We start from the raw sequence: 20,768 nt of genomic DNA, 5'->3' as shown, positions 1-20,768 counted from the left end.
TTGTCGAAAAAATAAGGCAAAACAACCAAAATGATCAGTGAAAATCAACGTAACACAAAAAGTGCACGGTAAAGTATTTATTATACCGTTGAAATAATGAGGATTAGAGCTGTTTAACAAAATACATATCGATTTCGCCTTTGCCTTTGACCGATATTTTGCCACGGTACTCGCATTTAAACTCGTCTTTCACCAATTCGTAAGTAGCCCCGGAAATATTTACCTTTCCCACCTCGCAGGCGCTTTCCATTCGGTTCGCGGTATTCACCGTATCTCCCCAAATATCGTAGGAATATTTTTTTACACCAACGATACCTGCCACCACTGGTCCTGTGTGGATCCCTATGCGGTTCTCAAAAAAGACCTTTCCCGCTTTTTTCCGTTCTTCCATGCGGGCACTGACATATTTTTGTATTTCCAGGGCTGCCCTTAACACGTCCTTGGGATGTGTCCTGTTGGGGGTGGGCAAACCACCCGCGGCCATATAGGAATCGCCGATGGTCTTAATTTTTTCAACGCCGTGTCTTTGCATGATTCGATCAAATTCGGAGTAACATTCGTCGATCTCTGCTACCAGTGATTCCGGGGTCATCTTTTCCGATATCCTCGTAAAATCCTTGAAGTCGGTAAAAAGAACGGTTACCTCCTCGATCAGTTTCGCATCAGCTGACCCTTTGGTTTTTAATTCTTCCGCTATTTCTGCGGGAAGGATATTTAGCAACAGATCGTCACTTTTTTTCTTTTCTTCCTCTACTGTCTTCTTTTGGTTCATGATCACACGGGTGGCCTTATAGACTTCTTCTTCCAGTTTTTTGGCCCTGTGTCTAATGGCGGCAGTTCTCCACCGGTAAAACAAGATAAACGAAATGATGACCATCGCAACCAACGAAAAGCGGAACCATCTTGTTTGCCACCATGCAGGCCAAATCTCGAAACCGTATTCAAAAGGCTCGCTCCAATAACCGGAACTGTTCATCGCTTTCACCATAAAGGTATAAGAACCATAGGGAAGATTCCCATAATTAGCCTCGGTCTCCGTGGTGGGAATGTTCCAGTTTTTTTCCAGTCCATCGAGCATATATTGGTATTTGACACCCTGGCTGCTGTTGGTAGTAACGCCTATATAATTGAAAGTCAGAGAATTGTTATTGTATTTAAGCCCCAGATTTTGTGGTACATTATAAAATCGTGAAATGCTGTCGAATGAAAAAGGCCCTACACGAATGCCGTTCCCGAGGATCATGGTACTGTCTTTTTTATAAAGCACCTCCTGCCAGGAGATCTTTTCGTTGAACAAAGCCACATCGGTCAACTGCATATGGGGGGGCAGAGAATCTACCTCGAATGCCCCCGGGTGCACCACGGACAGCCGATCATTGGCTCCCACCCAAATGGTGCCTTTGCGATCTTCATGGATCGGCCCGGCCCCGACGCCGAGGAATCCGTCTCCATAGGTGAAGTTCCTGAAAAAAATGTCCGTGGAACGAATGCTGGCGGTTTTCGCTTTTTCCGTAATCGACTGTGCCTTTTCCCCAGACAACATGCTCAATCCGTACCTCGTCCCTATCCAGATATTGCCCGATCTGTCTATTTCCAACCCAGTGAGGTTATTGCTGACCAGCCCCTGGTCTTCGGTAAAATAAAAGAAAGTCTTTCTATCCGGATCGTCGGTCGGTTCACATCTGAGCAATCCCCCATCCCGTGTGGCCATCCAGATGATTCCATCTTTATCCTCAATCATGGAATAGATCCAGGCATCCGGCAAACCCTGTTCCGCAGTGTAGCTGCTGGCAGAGAGAACCGTACCGTCTTTTCTTAGTCGTATTTCCATAATACCCAGATCCCCTGCCACCCATAAATTTCCATGGTGATCGATCAATAGGTCTTTTCCATTGGCAATAATACCTGGATATTCAGTAGCCATGATTTTAAAAGCCCCCTCCCTGCCAGAGGAAGAAGGTTCATAAATGACCAGCCCCAGTCCTCCCTGAAGGAACCACAAATTTCCATTGTCATCTTTCATCATTTCAAGACATGAAGTCTTCAGTGTATCATTGTACCAGGTAAAAAACTTGCCGTCGAATTTCGCGATGCCAATATTCGTTGCAAGCCACAGGTCTCCGTTGTCTTCCTGATCAGCGGCAAAGATGAGGTTATCCGGCAAGCCCTGTTCCGTCGTATAATTGGTGAATTGTTTTCCATCGTACCGGGTGAGCCCTCCGCCGTATTGCCCCAGCCATAAGGAACTGTCCCGGGCTTCAAAAATATGGCTGACTTTGTTGTTGCCCAACCCGTCATGTTCTGTAAAATGGGTAAAACTGCTGCCCTTATAGACCGCCAAACCGTTTTCAGTTCCGATCCAGATATTCCCCGAATGGTCCTTTTCAAGGGTCCATGCCACATTCGAGGGCAGGCCTTCATCCTTGGTGAATTTCTGAAAAGATCCCCCGTCATACATGAACAATCCATTGGCCGTGCCAAACCACAAATTTCCCCGGTTGTCTTCAACGATCGATTGAACATGGGCATCGGTAAACCCTTCCTTTGACGTGTAGCTTTGCATGGTTTTCCCATCAAATCTATTGGCCCCAGAAATCGTGCCGATCCACAAGTTCCCTGAATGGTCTTCGTAAACAATATTGGACAGGTTATCATTGAGGCCGCTAAGCGTATCCAACACCAAAAATGATCTGCCATCAAACTTTATTATCCCCCCTCTGGTAGCCAGCCACATGTTCCCTTTTCGGTCTCCGGATATGCTTTCGACATGTTTTATGCCCTGCCGTTCTCCATAAAGGGTAAAAGTGTTTCCGTCGTATAAAAACAGCCCTTCGGAGGAACCAAACCAGATCCCCCTGGCTTCATCTTCATAAAACGCATCAACATGAGTGCCAAAAAATCCTGTCGTAGGACCAAATTGGGTAAAGGTATGCCCGTCGAACCGGCAAATTCCCTGGTTCCAGGTACCAAACCAAAGATCGCCATTCCGCATTTCGTTGACAGAAGTGACCAGGTTATCGATGAGTCCTTCCTCAGTCGTATATTCCGTAAATTGACGGCCATCGTACCTCAGGACTCCTCCACTCCACATAGCCACCCAAAGGTTGCCCATCCTGTCGGTAAGCATATCCTGGATAACAGTGGTTTTCAACCCCTGCAATTTTCCAAAACTGCTGAAGCTGGCAGGATTAGGATCTCTGAAAGCCATATCTTTGGCTTTTTTGACATTGGGTAAGCCAGCGGCCACTTTTTTGCCTTTTGCCGAAAATACCTCCGGAAGAGGAACGGAACCACTCCCGGGAGTGATGACTTGTAAGGTGGAAGTATCTACAGGAACGCTGGGAATATGCTCAGGCAACAAAGTGACATTTTTATGAGCCCTCATCACCCTGGGGGCTTTTAGGGCCACCCTTTTAGGTTTGAATTGAAACGCGGAGATCACCGGCAGGCTGTCTGTTGGAATCTGGTAGCCCTTGACGTCCATTACCACGGGCTGTTTAAAATTTGAAGGAAAAGAACCGTCCACATCCTCCCGGTCGCAGGCAAAGAACAAGACCAGGCCCGAAAACAGGCTCAGAAAAAGGTAGAATTTCCAAAATAACTGTTTGTGTTTTCTCATTCATTGATTGTTAACTCAATGCCCACAAGTTACTCCATTTTACAATAATTCTATTGGGTCAAAAGCAAATACTGGTAATTTTCAAGGGTCAATGATGAACCCAGTTCGGTGATTTCCCCGGTAAGGGCATTGGTCCAACTGGTATTTTGGAGTGCGGCGGGCAGGGAAAAACTCGACTGGCTGTTCCGCGCATTGACCATTACCAATAAGGATTCATTGCCCGATACCTTTTTGAAGCAAACCACCTTGGGATCGGAATAATGGGTATTCGTTCCCGTTTTGGCCGCTTCCGACTGGGTGTAAAAAGCCATGATCTCCTGGTAAGCCTGCAGCATATCGGGATTATCATTCCAGTTGATAGGCGAATTGGAGAAAAAGGGCACATTGCTGGTACGGCCCACTTCCTGGCCAGTATAGAACAAAGGCACCCCACCCATGAAGATCGTCATCACGGAAGCGGCCAGAGCGCCCTTTTTTCCGTTGAACAAGACCATAGGCGTTTTGTCCCAGGCCGACTCATCGTGGTTGGTCGTAAAACGCAATTTTTGCTTACCGGAAGGAATGCCGCTATATTCACTGTTATGGGTCAGGTAGAGGTTGCCGGCCGAGGATCCGCCGAATACACTCTTTACGGCTCCATAAAAACTCCACCCGTAAGTCATATCAAAACCGGCAGCATAATGATCACTGCGATCGCCTTCCGCCAGGAAAATGAGCTGGCGGTCAGGGGCCGATCTCAATTCATCGATGGCCTGTTTCCAAAAATCAAAGGGCACCCCATCGGCATAATCACAACGAAAACCATCCACATTGGCTTCGAATACCCAGTATTCCATGGCATCGATCATGGCTTCCCGCATATTGGTGTTGGCAAAATTAAGGTCGGCCACATCCATCCAGTTGGTGCCCGCAGGATGGATGATATTGCCGGAGGCATCCTGGGTGTACCATGTTTTGTTTTCGATCCATGCATTGTCCCAGGAGGTATGGTTGGCGACCCAATCGAGCACGATGGCCATTCCCCTGGCGTGGGCCTCATCCGTCAGAGTTTGCAGACTTTCCAATGTCCCATATTCCGGGCTCACGGCCTTATAATCTTTAACAGAATAAGGAGAGTTGACAGAATTGACCTGCCCGATAGGATAAATGGGCATCAGCCAGATCACATTGGTCCCGAGTGCCTTCAACTCATCCAACCGATCAATAACGCCCTGTAGATTCCCACCCTGGCTAAAAGCCCTGAGGTTAACCTCATACATCACGATATCCGCCGTAGCGGGAACATCGGCAAAAGGCGTTCCGTACTGGGTATAGGTTGTGCCGTCATCCCCCGGAGGGGTCGGGTCCTCTTTTTTGCAGGAAAAATGGATAAGAGAGACGAAGAAGAGGAGGGCAAAGAATTTTATCAATTTCATGAGTATTCGGATTTGTATTTTTATTTTCTCAAGCTAAAAAGCTTTTGTTGCTGCAAAATGAGGATTATTTAAACGAATAAAAAATCCCCCACCTAATAACCCAAAGAAAAGTCACTCGACCATCACTTCATCCACGAACAGCCAGGCCTTTCCTCCCGAACCTCCATGCCATTCAGGGCAGATGCCTATATTTTTTGCCCTGATTTTCAGGTAACGGGCCCTGGTATTTTGGGGAGCACAATTAAAATCATTTATACCGTTTTTGTCCGTTTCCCGGGTTGAGTGGTTATATTTAAAAACGGATGAAAAAATTTTGCCATCCTCAGAAACCGCATACTCCAGTTGCTGGGGATAGAAAATCCAGGAACCTATATTCTGGAGGAACCCCACTCTTATTTTTTTGACAGGTTTAACGGTCCCCAGATCAATGACGACTTCAAAGTCATTGCCCTCAAAACCGAGCCAGTTGCCATCGTGAAAGTCGGTAGTGGCGCGAACGTTATCGCTCAGGGTGAGTTTGCCCAATGCCGGGTAATTGGGGCTAATCTCGGACTTAAGATCGAGGCTCTTGAATTTGGTGGTCCTGATGAATTCTGCAATACTCACCGGGCTGGCAATGATGCCCGGTTGGGAGGCAAAAGCCTTGACCACGGCAGATTGCCTGAGCAGGAGAGGTTCTTTATAAACAGGAGCAGAAAGGTCCGGTTCGCGGCCGTCCAGGGTGTAGTGTATGCTGGCTTCGGGGCTGGCACTGGAAAGCGTTACCATTACTTCTTCCCCGAACAATTCTTTTTGCACATTTTTTACCCGGGGACTGCTGATTGCCGGTGTTTCCGCCACCTCGGCGGCAGCGGCCTTCATTTTGAGGGTCCAGGCATATTTCACGGGGCGGTTTTTCGATTGCTGCCAGGCTTCAGGAAAGGTTACTGTCAACCCTTTTTCCTTATCCCATGACCAGGGCAGAGGACGATCATATCCCAATAGAATTATGTCCCTGTCGGGCTCGGGTTTTGCGTATTTCAGGGTAAAAGTCCTGCCCGGCCACTCCAGGAAAGTGGCATATAAAGCGGCCCCTTTTTGGGTGTACCGCACGATATCCTGTTCGGCATAAGTGGCGAATTTTGAGGTATTGTAAATCGCTTCTCCATTCACCTTCATCCATTGTCCCATTTCGGCCAGGCGTTCCACACTGGGGCCAGGAATCAGTCCTTCGGCCGTAGGGCCCACATTAAGGAGGTAATTACCCCCTTTGGCGGCAATATCGACCAGGTTATGGATCAGCATCCCGGCAGATTTCCAGTTGTCGTCGTTCTTTTTATACCCCCAGCTGGTATTCATGGTCATACAGGATTCCCAGTCCAGGTCAGACGTACCCTCCAGAATTTCCTGCTCGGGGGTGCCAAAATCGCCGACAAATTCACCTTCTTTGGTCATGCCCTGCATCCCCTGACGGCCTTTCCCCACCCGGTTATTGATGATGATGTCAGGCTGTAAATTTCTAACGTATTGATAAAGGTCACGGCCCTGTTCTTCGGACCATTCCGGTATCCACTCTCCGTCAAACCACAAAACGCCAATGTCCCCGTATTCTGTCAGCAATTCCTTCAGTTGAGGTTTGAGGTATTTTTCCCGGTACTCCGGGAAAGTGTTGCCGCTGGCCAAAGGGTGGTGCCAGTCCATAATGGAATGATAAAAGCAAAATTTTATCCCGGCCGCTTCACATTCCCGCGCCAGTTCTTTCAAAACATCTTTGCCATAGGGCGTGGCATCGATGATATCATAATGGCTGACTTTCGAATCCCACATGGCAAAACCGTCGTGATGTTTGGAGGTGATCACTATATATTTCATGCCTGCGTCTTTGGCGATACGCACCCATTCTTTTGCATCGAATTGGACCGGGTTGAACTGAGGCGGAAATTTTTCGTATTCCTCCACGGGAATTTTGGCGCTGAACATGATCCACTCCGCTGCCCCGTCCACCTCCTCTCCCTTGTAAATGCCGGCAGGCACCGAAGAAGGGCCCCAGTGAATGAACATGCCAAAGCCGGCATCGCGCCACCATTGCATACGTTGGTTAAAGGCTTCAGGACTTTCATTTATGAAATCAGTCGATACAGAAGACTGGCAACCGGCGAGGAATAAAATAATAAAAAAGGAGCTGGTAAGATGGATCAGGCTTTTCATTAATTTTGAACTAAAAGTACGAAAAAAAGCCATTTGAACACCGTTTATCCATTGATTTTCGCTTACCTTTTTAATACTACTTTGTCACTTAAAAAACGTAGCAACACATTCCGTACCTGCCTGCTGCAGGTGAGGTACGAAATATAATGATCAATTTGAGGGCTGAATTTCCTTTAAACAATTGACGTGCTAAAAGTGACAAAGTAGTATTAAGCCTTTATGTTTATTATTAACTCTATGCCCGTCCCTCTAAAGAAAACATTTTTCCCTTCCTGACATTTTTCAAACCCTTAATTGGGGTGTTTTAAGACCTTTGATGAGCAACCAAAAAGCAAAGGAAAATTCACCGACTACTACGATAGAGAGAAAAATAATCACTAATACAGAAATGACTTTATTGGGCGCCAAGGCGAAATGGGAAAAACTTTCGAGCAAATACCCCAAACTTCCCACCATCATGAACACTGCAATCCATCGGGGATGATTTCCGGAACGATATACCAAATAACCCAGAATGATCAAATGGAGCCCAAAGAACAGCCCCCATAACAGGATTCCGTCCTGATGGATATTAAAAAAGAGCATCGTGAGGGCATTTAGTTGTTCCTGACCGTAAGCATTAATGAAGTCCGGATCCGTCAAAAAGAATAATGGCGTTACGTAAATGACCAGATTGATCCCCATGGTAAAAATCATGGCAAACCGGGCAAAGGTGGCAATAAGTGCCAGGGTTTTGTTCACGGTTTTAAACATTTGATAAAGCATTACCGTCAGAATCATCTCTATCATAAAAACAAAAGTGTCGGCAGCAACGCCTGTGCGAAAGAGGGTCACATGGCCGAGAAGGTTTTCCACTGTTGCGGAAGCCTCCCCGGTTTTTATGATAACCCCGGGTACGTATCCGATAGAAAACATGCCCAGTATGGCGATAAGTAAATAAAGTAACCCTGCGATTTTTGCATACTTTACGGGGGACAGATTTTTAATCGATGTTGTCATTGGATTTAATTTTTACTGAAATAGATTAATGATTGATTTTGATGACCACATTGCCTCTTTTGTGGCCGTTTTCTATGTAGCGGTGCGCGGCGGCAGTCTCTTCAAGAGAGAAGCTTCTATCCAGAACGGAAATGAGTTTTCCTTCATGAATGATCTTTTTGATCTCCAGAAGCAGTGCCTTTAATTCAGGCACCAGACGAATACCCGTGGCGGAGAACTTCGCCTTTTTGCTGCTGAATGCCGAGGTCCACATCATTTGGAGCAGCAAACGAAACCCCAATACAGGTGACATGTAGATCCCTTTGGAGGAAAGCACTCTTTTGCATCTTGAAAAAGAACTTTTCCCGATGGTGTCATATACAATGTCGTAACGCTCATTTGATGCAGTGAAATCCTGACGGGTGTAATCAATAACAAAATCGGCCCCCAGTGACTTCACCAGGTCGATATTTTTGGTACTGCAAACGCCGGTGACTTCAGTCCCAAAATATTTTGCCAGTTGGATCGCCGCTGTTCCCAGGCTTCCGGAAGCTCCGTTGACGAGTACTTTTTGTCCGGGTTGTACATTGGCCAGATCCTTCAGGAAATTCATCGAGGTCAGAGGGCCGTCGCACAGCGGCGCGGCTTCCTCGAAAGAAAGTTTCACGGGCTTGTGGGTAACCAGATCATCTTCGGCAATGCAGATATATTCGGCATTGGTCCCGAAAGAGAGGGTCGTTTCGCCAAAAACCTCATCACCGGTTTGAAAATCCTTTACTTTTTTGCCAATGGCCTCAACCACGCCGGCGAACCCCGTGCCGGTGATCGGGTTTTTAGGCTTTTTCAGGCCGGTAAATAACCTTCCGACGTATGGTTTGCCGGTCCTCATCATGCAGTCGGCCGTGGTGGCAGATGCCGCATAAACCTTTATCAGGAGCTCGTCAGCTTTCAGGTTTGGATTTTTCACTTCATGGAGCTCCAGCACTTCAGGTGATCCGTAGCGGGTGCAAACTATTGCTTTCATTGTCTTATTTTTTAATTGAAAATATTTTGAAACAAGGGTAACAAACTACGCTATTCCTCTTTTCTTCCACAAAGATGGGGTGATGGCGGCTCCTGGTCGTTCCCGATTACACAGACACGTTCGGAATTATAAATCCGAACGCAAAAAGGCGGATACTAAAACACTGAAAAGAGTTCAGAAGAGGCGTTATTCCTGTTCCTTGAGGAATTGTTTAGGCGTAAGGCCCGTTTCTTTTTTGAAATAGGTATTAAAAACGGTCTTCGAATTGAAACCGCTTTCATAAGCAAGCCCGAGGAGGCTTAGATGTGCATTAGTCGAGTCTGTGGCGAGTTGTTTAAATGCCTCCACCCGGTAATAATTGACGAATTCGTTGAAATTTTTCCCTATGCTTTCATTGAGCAGCCAGGAAAGCTGGTTGGGATGAATGTCTATGGCCGATGCCAGGGAACGCAGGGAAAGACCGGGATCGAGGTAGGGCTTTTCTTTTTCGACAAAACGGATCAACCGCCCAACGTAAGCTTTGGTGGTGGCTGCATCCAACAGGTCTTTCGAGGTTTTTTTTATTTTTTGAGGTTCCGGGAGGTGGAAGATCTCTTTCTGGTATTGAAGAAAACGGGGATCCTTTTTCAACGCATTCACCATAGGATCGGCAAAATGAAGGAGCAACAGGGAAAATTTATGATCCCTGGCCTCCCGAACCCATTCGAAGGCTTTATCTTTTTCGCCCAAAACCGCATACATGAAATAAAGGAAAGAACTTGACCGGAATCCCTCGGGGGTAGCGGCATGACGGATGAGTTCGTCCAGGAATTGGTTAGCATGCTCCAGGTCATTTTTATGGGCATAAGCGAGGGCTGTTATCCCCAGCTTATCCCCGGGTACGACGATATCCTGTGGCAAATGATCGAAATAGTGGAGGGCTTCCTCGTAGCGCCCCATCTTGATCAGGCAATAACATTTGACAGAATGAGCCGGAATGTTCCTGGGATTATGATCCAGACATTTGTCAAGTTTCCTGAGCGCTTCCGGATAATTTTCCGTCATATAATCAAAATAGGCACTAAAAAACAGGGTTTCCTGAGAAATTGGATCGATCTCCAGCGCCATGTCAAGATGCTGCCGGGCCTGGCCTTTTTCACCAGCGAGGGTGTAAAGAAAGGCGAGATATTGCTGCGCTTCTATAAAATTGGGATTAAGCGCTATGGCCAAAAGGCCTTCTTTCAGAGCGCCCTCATAATCGCAGGCCGTAAAAAAATGCAGGTTGGCCAGCTGGTAATGGCCATCGGCCAGTTGGTCATTGAGCTCAAGCCCTTTATAGGTCAGTTCAGCCGCCTTGCCCCAGGCCGCTTCTACGGGCATAAAACCGGCTGTCGCCATAAACCCGTAACAGTCTGCCAGTCCCAGGACGGATTCTGCGTGTCGGGGATCGAGTTCCAGGGCTTTTTCATATAATTCCATCGCCGTTTTGACATCCGTTGGATTCCATTTTCTGAAATAAAACCTGGCTTTCAGAAAGAGTTCATAAGCGGTAATATTGTCCGTCTGTTTGTTGACGAGGTGCTCCTGGATCTCAAAATGTCCCATATGCTCGCGGAGTTTATCCGCGATCAGGAGACTGATCTCATCCTGGATCTCGAAGATGTTCTCAAGCTTGCGGTCCCAGGTTTCCGACCAGAAGTGGAAGTCTTCTTCCGCCTGTATCAACTGGGCAGTAATCCGAAGCGTATCTCCTGCAAGGCGAACGCTGCCTTCCAGAATGGTATTCACTTTCAGTTCCTGTCCGATCTGTCTGACCGGGATATTTTTATTTTTGAAAAAAAAAGAAGAAGTCCTGGACGTGACCCGCAGGCTTCTGATCCTGGCCAAAGCGTTGATGATCTCTTCGGTCATACCATCACTAAAGTACTCGTTTTCCTCGCTGGCACTCATATTTACAAAAGGAAGCACCGCAATGGTTTTTTCTCTCATTTTTCTTTCAATTCCGTTATGTAACTCCCTGATTTCATGCCGATCAGATCATGATCCAGGAAAATGATGTCATAACTTTCTTCTTCCAGCAACTTTAACCCTTCCTCCGCATATTGAGAGCAATCAAACTGGTGGTGCCCACCATAGTGCGAATGAGTTCCTGACGAAAGACAACATCTTCAACGATCAATATTTTCATTTTGACCTATTTTTGAAATGCTCAACAGGATGTTTGCCTTAGCTCCCAGCATCCATCGTGATAATAACATTTCCTGTTTTCTGACCTTTTTCCACATACCTGTAAGCTTCGGCTATTTGTTCTAATGGATATTGCCTGTCTATAACGGGCTTAAATTTTCCTTCCTCCATTAGTTTTTTGATAAAAAGCAAACTACCTTTAATATCCGAAGGAATGGGGAAAATTACTTTTTTCTTGCCAAAGATCGGTGTAAAAAGAGCAAAAAATATATTTTGAGCCATCCAGCCTAATTCCGAGGAGAGGTAAACGCCGCCGGGATTTAGCAAGGATTTGCATTTTGCAAATGAACTTTTTCCAACCGTGTCAAAAATGAAATCAAATTTTTGATCCGTCTGGGTAAAATCCTCCCGGGTGTAATCCATCACCTGGTTTGCGCCCAATGATTTGATCAACTCCACATTTTTGGTGCCACACACAGCCACAACATCCAAACCGAAATATTTCAGGAATTGCAGTGCCGCTGAACCTATAGCTCCCGAAGCCCCGTTAACGAGAGCCTTCTGGCCGCTTGTGAGATTTACCTTGTTTAACATATTATAAGCATAATGCGCTCCTTCACTACTGGCGGCCGCTTGCTCATAAGATACATTTTTGGGGATGGTCGTCAGCGCTTTATCGGCAGACAGGGTCAGGTATTCGGCGCTGGAACTCAACCCGCTGTCATCAAAGCCAAAAACTTTTTCCCCGGCCTTAAAAGATACCACATCTTTGCCTACCGCCTCAATTACCCCTGCAAAATCCGTTCCAGGAATGATTTTCACAGGCTTCAAAAACCCGGTTACCCATCGCATGATAAATGGTTTTGCCCGAAGGATGGCACAGTCCGTACGGTTCACGGTAGTTGCTTTTACCTTAATCAAAACTTCATGCTCCTTAGGGACAGGTTTCTCTAAAGTACTCAACTGAAGCACCTCCGGTGGTCCGTATTTTGGGTGTATTATAACCTTCATCTTGTTTGATTCCATTTCTGATTGTTTTTCACTATCCATACATTTTGTGGCCTTTTTTGAAAAGTTCTATTTGGCATTTTTCCCTGGAAGTCAGGTTAACCCATAAACCCGTTTGGCGACAGCCCCGGCAAAATTGTTCATTTGTTTTTCTGCCTCTGCCGGTTTCACGACGGTGGGTTTCTTCTTCCCGACAATATGCTCCAGCGCATGGATCAGGGCATCAATTTCTTCCGGAGTATTTTGTATCCCAAAACTCACCCGAACGAGGCCCGGCAACCTCAACTTCGGGAAAAGGGTCTGGATCACCCGCTGGAATTTCTCTAACGAAGGGCTGATATGGAGTATGCGCTTGACAATGATATGGGCGCAGTGGCAACCGGATCGCACCCCGATCCCGCATTGGGCGGCCAGTGTTTTGGCCACCCGGGAAGGTGCCACCCCCTTCACTCCAAATACGATGACCCCAATCTTTTGGGCGAACCGGGGATCATCGGGATCCTGTACCCCGAAAAGCTTTAATCCTTCAATACTGGACAAACCTTCCAGGGCTTTTGCCGTCAGTGCATGTTCCTCTGCCGAGATCAGGTCAAGCCCAACGCGCTGCAACAATACCAGGGCCTTGCCCAGTGCGGCGATGCCTGCAGCATTTTCTTCTCCCGAGGTCCGTCGTTGCTCCATTTCAACGTCGGAAAACTGTAGCCCTCCTTTCCTGGCTACCAGCACCCCACAGCCAAAAGGTGCGTAAACCTTATGTGCGGAAAAGGCTAGATAATCAATACCGGTGGCTTCCATATCGACCTTTCGGTGGGCTACCAGCTGGGCCCCGTCCACCAGCAATTTTGCGCCGTAGCGGTGTACGATCCGGCTTATAGCTTCCAGATCGTTACATACGCCAAGCACGTTGGAAGCTCCACTCAGGGCGACGAGCCTGATCCGTTTTTTACCGTATTGGCTTTCCTGGTTGTAGGCTTTTAAAAGCGTTTCCATTTTCCCCAAATCAATAAAACCTTCTTCATCCACCGACAAACGGATCAACGTATGCCCGGGAACCGTGCGCCACGGCAGATCATTGGAGGAATGCTCGAGCATTGTATTGAGAATGACAGGCTCGGTGTTTTGATCGAATGATCGGCCCAAACTGTCGGCCGCCAGATTGATGGCTTCAGTGGTATTGGAGGTAAAGAGCACTTCGTATTCCGACAGCGGTGCGCCCAGCACATCGGCGCAGATGACTTTGACCTTCTGAACGATTTCCTGTTGAATGGGCAGGGGTTGTCGCCAGGTTTGCCGAAAGGCTTCCCAAACCGGTTTCAGGGCCGGGGTGCTGGCACTGTTGTCCAGGTTGATATAAAAAACATCCCCTTCCCCTGTGGGTACTTTTTTATCATGGCCGACCATGGATTGGCAGAGTTGATTCAATAGTTCCTTGCCGGCGAAATTTTCGAATTTGTCGTGGTACAAGATGTCGTCCACTGAATGGCTCACATCCTCAGTATTTAAAAAACCATTTTTCCCAAATTCCCTCACCAGGCGCAGGGCCCGGGCGAAAGCGATGATGTTGATGATGGCAGGCGTACCGGCCTCGAATCTGTCCGGCGCATCGGCCCAGATCACCCAATCCTGTCCCACCAGTTTGGTGGTTCCTCCGCCCGTCAGGGAAGGAATGAATTTGGGTAAGTCTTTCTTTTTGACCACAATGGCCCGCACGCCTATCGACAACCCAAAGTCCTGGCTGGAAACCATGTAGTAACGATCCGTTTTGAGCTGTTTGAGGAGGGAATCCGCACTTACCGGTGTACAAAAGATGACCACATAAGGGCCTCTTTCCGGATTCAGGTACTCCAGGATAATTTCACGGGCCTGTTCAAATAACTGAGTGGACACCATGGAGTGATGCCCGCTACCACGGTGGACATTGGAATAGGTTTCCAGAGCAGTAAACACCCCTTTTTCCAGGGCCGAATAGGCGCCTTCTGTTTTCCTGTTTCCGGTGGTACGGATTTGTGATTGGTTGGCTTTAAGGGATACAGGTGATCCGTTTTTTGAATTTTCCATGGTGTGCTGCGATGATGTTTAGAAAAACGTCTTCCCCGAATTGAGGATCGGGATATTTTATTCTTTACCGTAAATTTTACAGATAAGCGCCGAAAACTCAGGATAATTGTTCGCTGATAACGCTGATAAGCGCTGATGGAATGAAATGACATTCGGCACTATAGTCGGCAAAACAAAGCAAAGTAACCGAAATAAAATCAGCGAAAATCAATAAAATCAGGTTGACACAAAAAATTTACGGTAGAGCATTTTTTACAATACGCTCAGCAAATTGCATGATTTTCCCTGAAAAAATGGTTGATTTTCGACAAGTCGGGTATTTTTTCGGACGATTAAAATGATGGGATGGCCAGGCGAAACGGTTGTGGGGAAAGAATAGCGTAAATTGTTTTATTTGTATTAAGCAGGATAAGGGATGTCTCACCTTTCCTTTGATCAGGAAGTGGCTTTCAGCCATTGATCAATGATTCTCAGCAAATCAGGTTGTCCGTTTAAAATTTCGGCCCTGTTTTTAAAGGTAATGACCGCCCTGTCATTTGCTTTCCATTTCAAAAGTCCGGACTCATCAACGATCAACCTCATCGGGGGTTGTTCCAGAACTTTGGCTCCCCGATGAAAAATGAGTTGAATTTGTTTGGGTGGATGAATCCTCATCGTTATTCTGTCATTCCCCTTATGACAAAAATTCGGGCCATTCCATTTGATGTTTTCGGTCATTTCCGGATTGGAGGCCAAAATAAAATCACGGAGCATTTCGATCTCGGGTTTCAAAGGGTGGTCCAGATTTGTCAAAAAATCAATTACCGTCTCATTTCTGTTGCCTATCGGTTTTGCCATATTTTTTTATAAAAAATTTAGTAAAAATCAATACAAATTTATTCCCCGGCATACGTTCCTAAGAACACATTCACTCCTTTGGGCTGTGGATTCCCCGCGATTCTTCGCCAGGAACTGATCTGACCGACATGGGTTAGGGAATCGGCAATAGGGCCGTTGAGGAAATTCCAAAATGGATATTTCGAAAGGCCTGACCCTCCATTTTCATGAAAATCGATAAACCAGGCTTCATCCATTTCCTTCAACCGTGTGCTTAGGCCTGCGTAAATCCTTAAGGTACTTTCCCTGATACCGGCAAAAGATTCAGGTCGTTTATCTTCATTCATGACACCCCCCAATATTCGATCGGTCGATTTGGCCATATCGTAAATATGATTCAGTAATTCCAACATATTCATACTGTCCTCCGTGGGTCTGTAAGCCAACTCTAGGTCGGTCAGGCCTTCTGTTGCCCAATGATAACGAAAGCCCAATCCATCCACAAAACGGGCTATGATAGTCGTCGAAGCAATTGCATCGGGGATGGAAGGTATCGTGTGATAGGGTAATGGATTCATGAGTAATGGTTGTTTAGTGATAACGGCTAATCTTACAAAAGTAAGCTTAAAAGGAATTTTAAAAAGAAGGGAGAGATCAAAATAATTCAATTTCGTGGAATAATTCTTTTCCTCAAAAAGCTGAATTTTGGTTCGATATCCTTTTTGGATGAAGCTCAATTCAGGCTGAATCGCCATTTTCTTTCCGACCCCCAGCGCTAAAAACAGGCCAACATTAGCTCCGAATATTTTTTCCTTTGTAATGGTTCCTTCTTCTGTGGTGGAAACATTCGCAAAATTGGATCCGGCACGAAAACCCAAGGAATGCTGCGCCTGAAGATTTAGAGATAAACAGATTACCCAAAGAACAATAAATTTTGGCATGGCTTGTGGATTTAATTTTTTTAGCGGTTATGCGCGAGGGAGTAAATTGGAACGATATCCGAATGATTCCGGATATCATCAGCCGTAAAGGTTCAAAATTTGGAGCCGTCTGCCCTGAATTTATGCCTGAGTTCCATAAGCAGTTTGCCGAGGTGGTTTTCTCCTTCCCCGGTCTCTATGTCTACGCCCCAAAACTTGTCACCCCAGGTATTGCCTTCCTGTAAATGACTATCGCCTGTGGCAAGCAGCCAGGTCATGAAAGGTTCCTGCGCAAATTTCAGCTCCAGGCATTCGCGCATAACGTCTATTTTTATGGTCTCCCAATGAGGCACCAGATCGATATGCTGGCTTAGCTTCTTTATTTTGCTTTGCTTCTCGCGGCCTTCCGAGCACATCTTTTTCCATTCCTTATCCTCGCTTTTAGCACTCATATAGGCGTATTCGACAGAGGAGTATGCCTTGCCCCTGAACCTCAGTTCGCAAGGATAAAAATTGCTGAGCCAGCGGTATTCTCCTGTAAATTGGTCTATCCTTTCCATAAAATTTTCCCCGGTCGGTTGATTGTATTTCATTTTTAATGATGGAGCCTGGCTTACACCGGGCTGATCAATATAATGGATAACAAGTCTTTAGTGAAAATAATTTCACCCGCGGTCAGGAACGGCCCGTAAAAGGGAAAAATCCCCGGGTGCTTTAAAAATATTTTCAAACAACGCTTCCGTTTCCTTCAACCGTGGCTCCGGGTTTAAATCAACTTTTTTAACCAACATACTGCCTGTCGGAATGTCAAGCATACCCTCCGGAGGGGACGCTACGGAATCCACTTCCATAATAATGGAAAGATCGCTTCCCTCCAGTTTGTAGTAGAGTGATCGTTTGCTTTTTCCTGCTGCATTATCGACTCCATACAGGTCTGTTTTATGAAAATCGTCCGTTCCGTTATACTTAGCTGTCCAAATAATTTGCCAGCTATTCCCTTCCCTCCCTCCTTCGGTTTTCCCGATAAGATATTCCTGGCCTCTGACATCAACCTTTTCCAGCAGGCGATGAAAAGCATATTTCGAACTCAGGGAAGGCTTAAACCGCCCGGCATAAGTCAGGCCCTTATTCGCTACGATCCTCCATTTTGTAAAGATCTGGACTTCTTTTTTCCTGTCGGTAAAAAAGGGAATGACCCAGGTAGAATCATCCAGGTCAAAAACACCGGTCAAATACCCGTTATTCACCGCCGGGATCATCATCGGCCATCTGTCGTTCCATACTTTAGTGGTTCCGATCAATTCATTAAAATCATTATTCAATGTATCGGCAACAAAAAAGCAGGTGGCTATATCCTTTTCACTCATGCCCGTTTTCATGGGCAATATTTCCGAAATTGATCGGGTATCCACTTTCAGGGCATTTTCCGTGTTTTCTGTCTTTTGAAGGATTTGATGTCCTGCGATTCCCTTTTTCGGCAAGTTTTCTTTGCAGGAGACCAGGAAGAGGATCGAGACGAGGCCGTATAACTTTTTCATTTTTTGTTTTAAAGTTATCCCCGTATTTTCTCTTTTCCGCCCTGGTTTTATTATTCGTTAATACCGGCCTAGTATTCGAATGGATTTCTATTTTTTTTGTAAAACAACCCCTTACCCTAGTAATTTTACTGAATTCCCCAAAAAACCGGTGAGTCGTCCCCGGATTTGCTTACCGTTCCTGGACAAGTTTAAATGGACAATTATCTGCCTGTGTTTTTTGCTTTTAATTCTTCAATCAGATTTTTAATACCTTCTTTAGGAGCTGTGGCCTCAATCCCAAAGCGTTTCTCAAATTTGCTGCTGTCAAAAATATAATCCTGCTCGTTTTGATAAAGCATCTCCGGGAATTCTTTCATCACGGGAATAAACAAGCCAAGGATACGGAGCATCCAGACGGGGACGGACTGAATCTTAGGCTGAACCTTCAGTTCCTCCGCAATCAGCTCAATCCATTGCCGGTTGGTTAATTTTTCTTTTGTCGTTGGAACATGCCACACCTGGTTAAAGGCATCTTCGGTGTTGCCCAGTATAGCGGTTGCCTTAGCGGCATCAGGCGTATAAGTGTAGGTATGAATTTTGTCCAAGTTGCCAAATGACTGAGCTTTTTTTCCTTTGATCAGGTTATCCGCCACCATTATGGACAACACACTATTTTTATTATCTGGTCCATAAAAATCAGCTGCCCTGGCAATCAGGGCCGTCAGATTTTTTTGCGCTACTTCTTCCATAATCATCTCGTGCAATTGCTTCCTGACGGCTCCTTTTTTGCTGGGAGGCTGTAAGGGCGCATCCTCGGTCATGTGTGGAATGGCGGATTTAGCGTACATGTAAACATTATCAAAAAATACAAGTTTGGCTTCATGCTTTTTACAGGCCTCAATGACCGCTTTCATAAATGGAGGCCAGGTTGCCTGCCATACACTTAACTTGTATTCAAATCCCACCACCACATAAACGACTTCGCTTCCGGCAATGGCCTTGTCAATCTGGCTTAGGTCATTAAAATCAAGCGAAAAAAGTTCATCGGTATCATTCACCTTTTTCGGATTTCTGCTGACCAGCCGAATCTGATGGGTGTATTGTTTTAATGCTTTGGCTAATGGTATGCCGATACCGCCGCCGGCTCCTAATATTGTTTGCATTTTTGTTGTTTTTATTAACTGATGTTACGTGTTGACTTAATTTAAAATAAAAGAATGGTGTTGATTTATGGATCGCTTATTTTGACCATAATCAACAAGTTTCCTGATTTGTTTTCATTGAGCAGGGGAAACCCTTTGCCCATGATTCTAAAAGTACGGCCATCCTGCGTATCCTCCGGGATTTTGATCCTTATCGTGCTTTTATCCGGTAATTGAATTTCCTTATTTATCCCTAAACTTAATTCAGCTTTTCGCAAAGGGCATTCGACAATCAAATCATAACCATCCCTTGTAAAATGGGGATGCGCCATTACTTCAAGATGGAGGTTGAGGTTACCATAGGTACGCTTTCCTGTATTTGAAAATGGTTTGAATAACCCCTTGAACTTCCCCTTTTCAATGACCTGATGCCCTTTCTCTTTAAAACTCATTACCATCCCTTCATCGACTCCGGCAGGAATGTCCAGCTCCGCGGAAAGATCGTTCATGACGTAACCTTTTCCGCCACATTGAAAGCACAAAACCTGGCCCTTTTTTTCACCACAAGAACCACACGGCTCCCTCCGTTGATAATCTATCTTTTTAAGGGTGCCCAGGTAGGTTTCCTCAATGGTTAATGTGAGATTGACCTGAACATCATTTGGATCATTGACTGCTGTGTTTTTCATTTGTTTGAAAAATTATTAAGTATTTGCCAATAGCCGGGCTACAAATTATGGAATCGTATTGAAATATCTTTGGATAAACCATGAATAAAATGTTTCATGTCTTCCAAAGACTTTATGGGTTGATGCCAATCCGGGTCCGGGAAATTCTTTATGGCGTGGTCAATATTCTTTTCGTTTACAAAATCTTCTATCACGGTACATCCTTCCAGGTCACGCAGCGGTTCCAAAAAAATGTATCCGTCAAAGAATTGCTCCATAGTGAAATTCTCATAACAAATTGCATTCATGCTCCGGTCCGGTAATGCCCCGACGGGGGTATGGATCAGGTCAAAGCCCGCAGGTTGGTTGTCATTCAGGGCCATGAGAGTTTCGATGGCCCCGCCGGCAGGCGAGACAAGAAAATAGGTGTCCTTTTCCTTTTGGGTAAAAGCCTGGTGCAACAGGATGCTGAATACTTTTTCCGGATACTTTTTGTAAAGCCGGTTGCCCAGCCAGTTATCATCAAAATCGCAGAAATGATCACTGTTGAAATTAAGGGACGAAGAAGCATACCGGGTATAGGCATGGGGCGTTCCCACCAGCGCGAGCATCTTTTTGTTTTTCAGGATGACCTCCTTTTCAATCAATTCGGCCCTGAACTTATCTACCGGCCCTTTATCAAAAACCAATTCCGTGGTTTCGCGGTCTCTTTTCCCTGTAAATTTTTCCCAATTATAGATGTAACTCAAATTCAGGATCCTGAAAGGGGGGGCGCCTTCGGGAAGGGACTGATTGAGTTTCCAGGCTGCTTTATAAACATCTACATACTCCTGAAAACCCCAGGCAACATTGTAAGTGAACATGATCTCCTTTGCCAGGTTTTCATCATAAACTTCCGAGGTCACCAGCTCGTCCAGCTTATCCTGAACCTCATTGGCCCCAAATTCCATTCCAAGGGTTAATATGCCGTTTTCATATAATTGGGGAATGAGCTGTTGAACGAATAGCAGGTTTTCTTTTATGACATGCTGTTCTCCTAAAAAAACAACGTCGTATCGCTCAAAGGTTTTTACAATATAATCCCCGGGACTTAAAGCCTCTTTTTTGATAAAATCGATCATTTCAGGATTGACTTCCTGGGCGAAAAGGGTTCCCGAAAACATCCCCATCGCCAGAATAATCCAGTATGGAAAAACATTTTTCATAAGTATTTTTTTTTAACGACGTAAGACGACACCTTTTGCATTCCC

The 20,768-nt window shown here is 45.8% G+C and carries 15 protein-coding genes; all 15 read right to left on the bottom strand.

The window, feature by feature from the left end; genetic code table 11:
• Window positions 1–103: 103 nt before the first annotated feature.
• Entirely contained in the window at window positions 104–3,619 is a 3,516-nt protein-coding gene (locus tag H6571_17315) for a hypothetical protein (protein ID MCB9325502.1), read from the bottom strand.
• Between the two features lie 50 nt (window positions 3,620–3,669).
• Window positions 3,670–5,034, bottom strand: a complete 1,365-nt coding sequence (locus H6571_17310) for an alpha-amylase (GenBank protein ID MCB9325501.1) — start codon at window positions 5,032–5,034, stop codon at window positions 3,670–3,672.
• A gap of 111 nt (window positions 5,035–5,145) precedes the next feature.
• Window positions 5,146–7,221: an alpha-L-fucosidase gene (locus H6571_17305; GenBank protein MCB9325500.1), complete on the bottom strand. Its 2,076-nt coding sequence runs from the start codon at window positions 7,219–7,221 to the stop codon at window positions 5,146–5,148.
• Window positions 7,222–7,503: 282 nt separating this feature from the next.
• A complete protein-coding gene (locus tag H6571_17300) occupies window positions 7,504–8,220 on the bottom strand; it encodes a DUF4386 domain-containing protein (GenBank protein MCB9325499.1) in 717 nt (238 codons plus the stop codon).
• Window positions 8,221–8,245: 25 nt separating this feature from the next.
• Window positions 8,246–9,223: an NAD(P)-dependent alcohol dehydrogenase gene (locus H6571_17295; GenBank protein ID MCB9325498.1), complete on the bottom strand. Its 978-nt coding sequence runs from the start codon at window positions 9,221–9,223 to the stop codon at window positions 8,246–8,248.
• 186 nt (window positions 9,224–9,409) lie between these two features.
• Window positions 9,410–11,191 (bottom strand): helix-turn-helix domain-containing protein, encoded by a 1,782-nt coding sequence (locus tag H6571_17290; protein MCB9325497.1) that lies wholly within the window; start codon window positions 11,189–11,191, stop codon window positions 9,410–9,412.
• 237 nt (window positions 11,192–11,428) lie between these two features.
• The gene (locus H6571_17285) at window positions 11,429–12,400 is read right to left on the bottom strand and encodes an NAD(P)-dependent alcohol dehydrogenase (GenBank protein ID MCB9325496.1); all 972 of its coding nucleotides are present in this window, start codon (window positions 12,398–12,400) and stop codon (window positions 11,429–11,431) included.
• A gap of 90 nt (window positions 12,401–12,490) precedes the next feature.
• Window positions 12,491–14,455 carry an aminotransferase class V-fold PLP-dependent enzyme gene (locus tag H6571_17280; protein MCB9325495.1) on the bottom strand — a complete coding sequence of 655 codons (1,965 nt, stop codon included), beginning with the start codon at window positions 14,453–14,455 and terminating at the stop codon, window positions 12,491–12,493.
• 435 nt (window positions 14,456–14,890) lie between these two features.
• On the bottom strand, window positions 14,891–15,292 hold the full coding sequence (locus H6571_17275) for a DUF1801 domain-containing protein (GenBank protein MCB9325494.1): 402 nt from the start codon (window positions 15,290–15,292) through the stop codon (window positions 14,891–14,893).
• Window positions 15,293–15,330: 38 nt separating this feature from the next.
• Window positions 15,331–16,212, bottom strand: a complete 882-nt coding sequence (locus tag H6571_17270) for an outer membrane beta-barrel protein (protein MCB9325493.1) — start codon at window positions 16,210–16,212, stop codon at window positions 15,331–15,333.
• Between the two features lie 92 nt (window positions 16,213–16,304).
• Window positions 16,305–16,784, bottom strand: coding sequence for an NADAR family protein (locus H6571_17265; GenBank protein ID MCB9325492.1), 480 nt, complete (start codon window positions 16,782–16,784; stop codon window positions 16,305–16,307).
• A 72-nt stretch (window positions 16,785–16,856) separates the two neighbouring features.
• On the bottom strand, window positions 16,857–17,729 hold the full coding sequence (locus H6571_17260) for a hypothetical protein (GenBank protein ID MCB9325491.1): 873 nt from the start codon (window positions 17,727–17,729) through the stop codon (window positions 16,857–16,859).
• Window positions 17,730–17,929: 200 nt separating this feature from the next.
• Entirely contained in the window at window positions 17,930–18,871 is a 942-nt protein-coding gene (locus tag H6571_17255; GenBank protein ID MCB9325490.1) for an NAD-dependent epimerase/dehydratase family protein, read from the bottom strand.
• A gap of 65 nt (window positions 18,872–18,936) precedes the next feature.
• Window positions 18,937–19,539, bottom strand: coding sequence for a hypothetical protein (locus H6571_17250; GenBank protein MCB9325489.1), 603 nt, complete (start codon window positions 19,537–19,539; stop codon window positions 18,937–18,939).
• A gap of 38 nt (window positions 19,540–19,577) precedes the next feature.
• Window positions 19,578–20,723 carry a ChaN family lipoprotein gene (locus tag H6571_17245; protein ID MCB9325488.1) on the bottom strand — a complete coding sequence of 382 codons (1,146 nt, stop codon included), beginning with the start codon at window positions 20,721–20,723 and terminating at the stop codon, window positions 19,578–19,580.
• Between the last annotated feature and the right edge of the window lie 45 nt (window positions 20,724–20,768).

Source organism: Lewinellaceae bacterium, from assembly GCA_020636105.1.
In the GTDB taxonomy this organism is placed as follows: Bacteria; Bacteroidota; Bacteroidia; order Chitinophagales; family Saprospiraceae; genus BCD1.
The sequence above is the reverse complement of the archived record's forward strand: the minus strand, read 5'-3'. Positions and strand labels throughout refer to the sequence as shown.

Bases quoted from the DNA above. Each gene is read 5' to 3' on its own strand.
- H6571_17270 (MCB9325493.1), bottom strand. From the start codon at position 16,212: ATGCCAAAATTTATTGTTCTTTGGGTAATCTGTTTATCTCTAAATCTT.
- H6571_17310 (MCB9325501.1), bottom strand. From the start codon at position 5,034: ATGAAATTGATAAAATTCTTTGCCCTCCTCTTCTTCGTCTCTCTTATC.
- H6571_17265 (MCB9325492.1), bottom strand. From the start codon at position 16,784: ATGAAATACAATCAACCGACCGGGGAAAATTTTATGGAAAGGATAGAC.
- H6571_17305 (MCB9325500.1), bottom strand. From the start codon at position 7,221: ATGAAAAGCCTGATCCATCTTACCAGCTCCTTTTTTATTATTTTATTC.
- H6571_17290 (MCB9325497.1), bottom strand. From the start codon at position 11,191: ATGAGAGAAAAAACCATTGCGGTGCTTCCTTTTGTAAATATGAGTGCC.
- H6571_17295 (MCB9325498.1), bottom strand. From the start codon at position 9,223: ATGAAAGCAATAGTTTGCACCCGCTACGGATCACCTGAAGTGCTGGAG.
- H6571_17275 (MCB9325494.1), bottom strand. From the start codon at position 15,292: ATGGCAAAACCGATAGGCAACAGAAATGAGACGGTAATTGATTTTTTG.
- H6571_17255 (MCB9325490.1), bottom strand. From the start codon at position 18,871: ATGCAAACAATATTAGGAGCCGGCGGCGGTATCGGCATACCATTAGCC.
- H6571_17245 (MCB9325488.1), bottom strand. From the start codon at position 20,723: ATGAAAAATGTTTTTCCATACTGGATTATTCTGGCGATGGGGATGTTT.
- H6571_17260 (MCB9325491.1), bottom strand. From the start codon at position 17,729: ATGAAAAAGTTATACGGCCTCGTCTCGATCCTCTTCCTGGTCTCCTGC.
- H6571_17300 (MCB9325499.1), bottom strand. From the start codon at position 8,220: ATGACAACATCGATTAAAAATCTGTCCCCCGTAAAGTATGCAAAAATC.
- H6571_17315 (MCB9325502.1), bottom strand. From the start codon at position 3,619: ATGAGAAAACACAAACAGTTATTTTGGAAATTCTACCTTTTTCTGAGC.
- H6571_17280 (MCB9325495.1), bottom strand. From the start codon at position 14,455: ATGGAAAATTCAAAAAACGGATCACCTGTATCCCTTAAAGCCAACCAA.
- H6571_17250 (MCB9325489.1), bottom strand. From the start codon at position 19,539: ATGAAAAACACAGCAGTCAATGATCCAAATGATGTTCAGGTCAATCTC.
- H6571_17285 (MCB9325496.1), bottom strand. From the start codon at position 12,400: ATGAAGGTTATAATACACCCAAAATACGGACCACCGGAGGTGCTTCAG.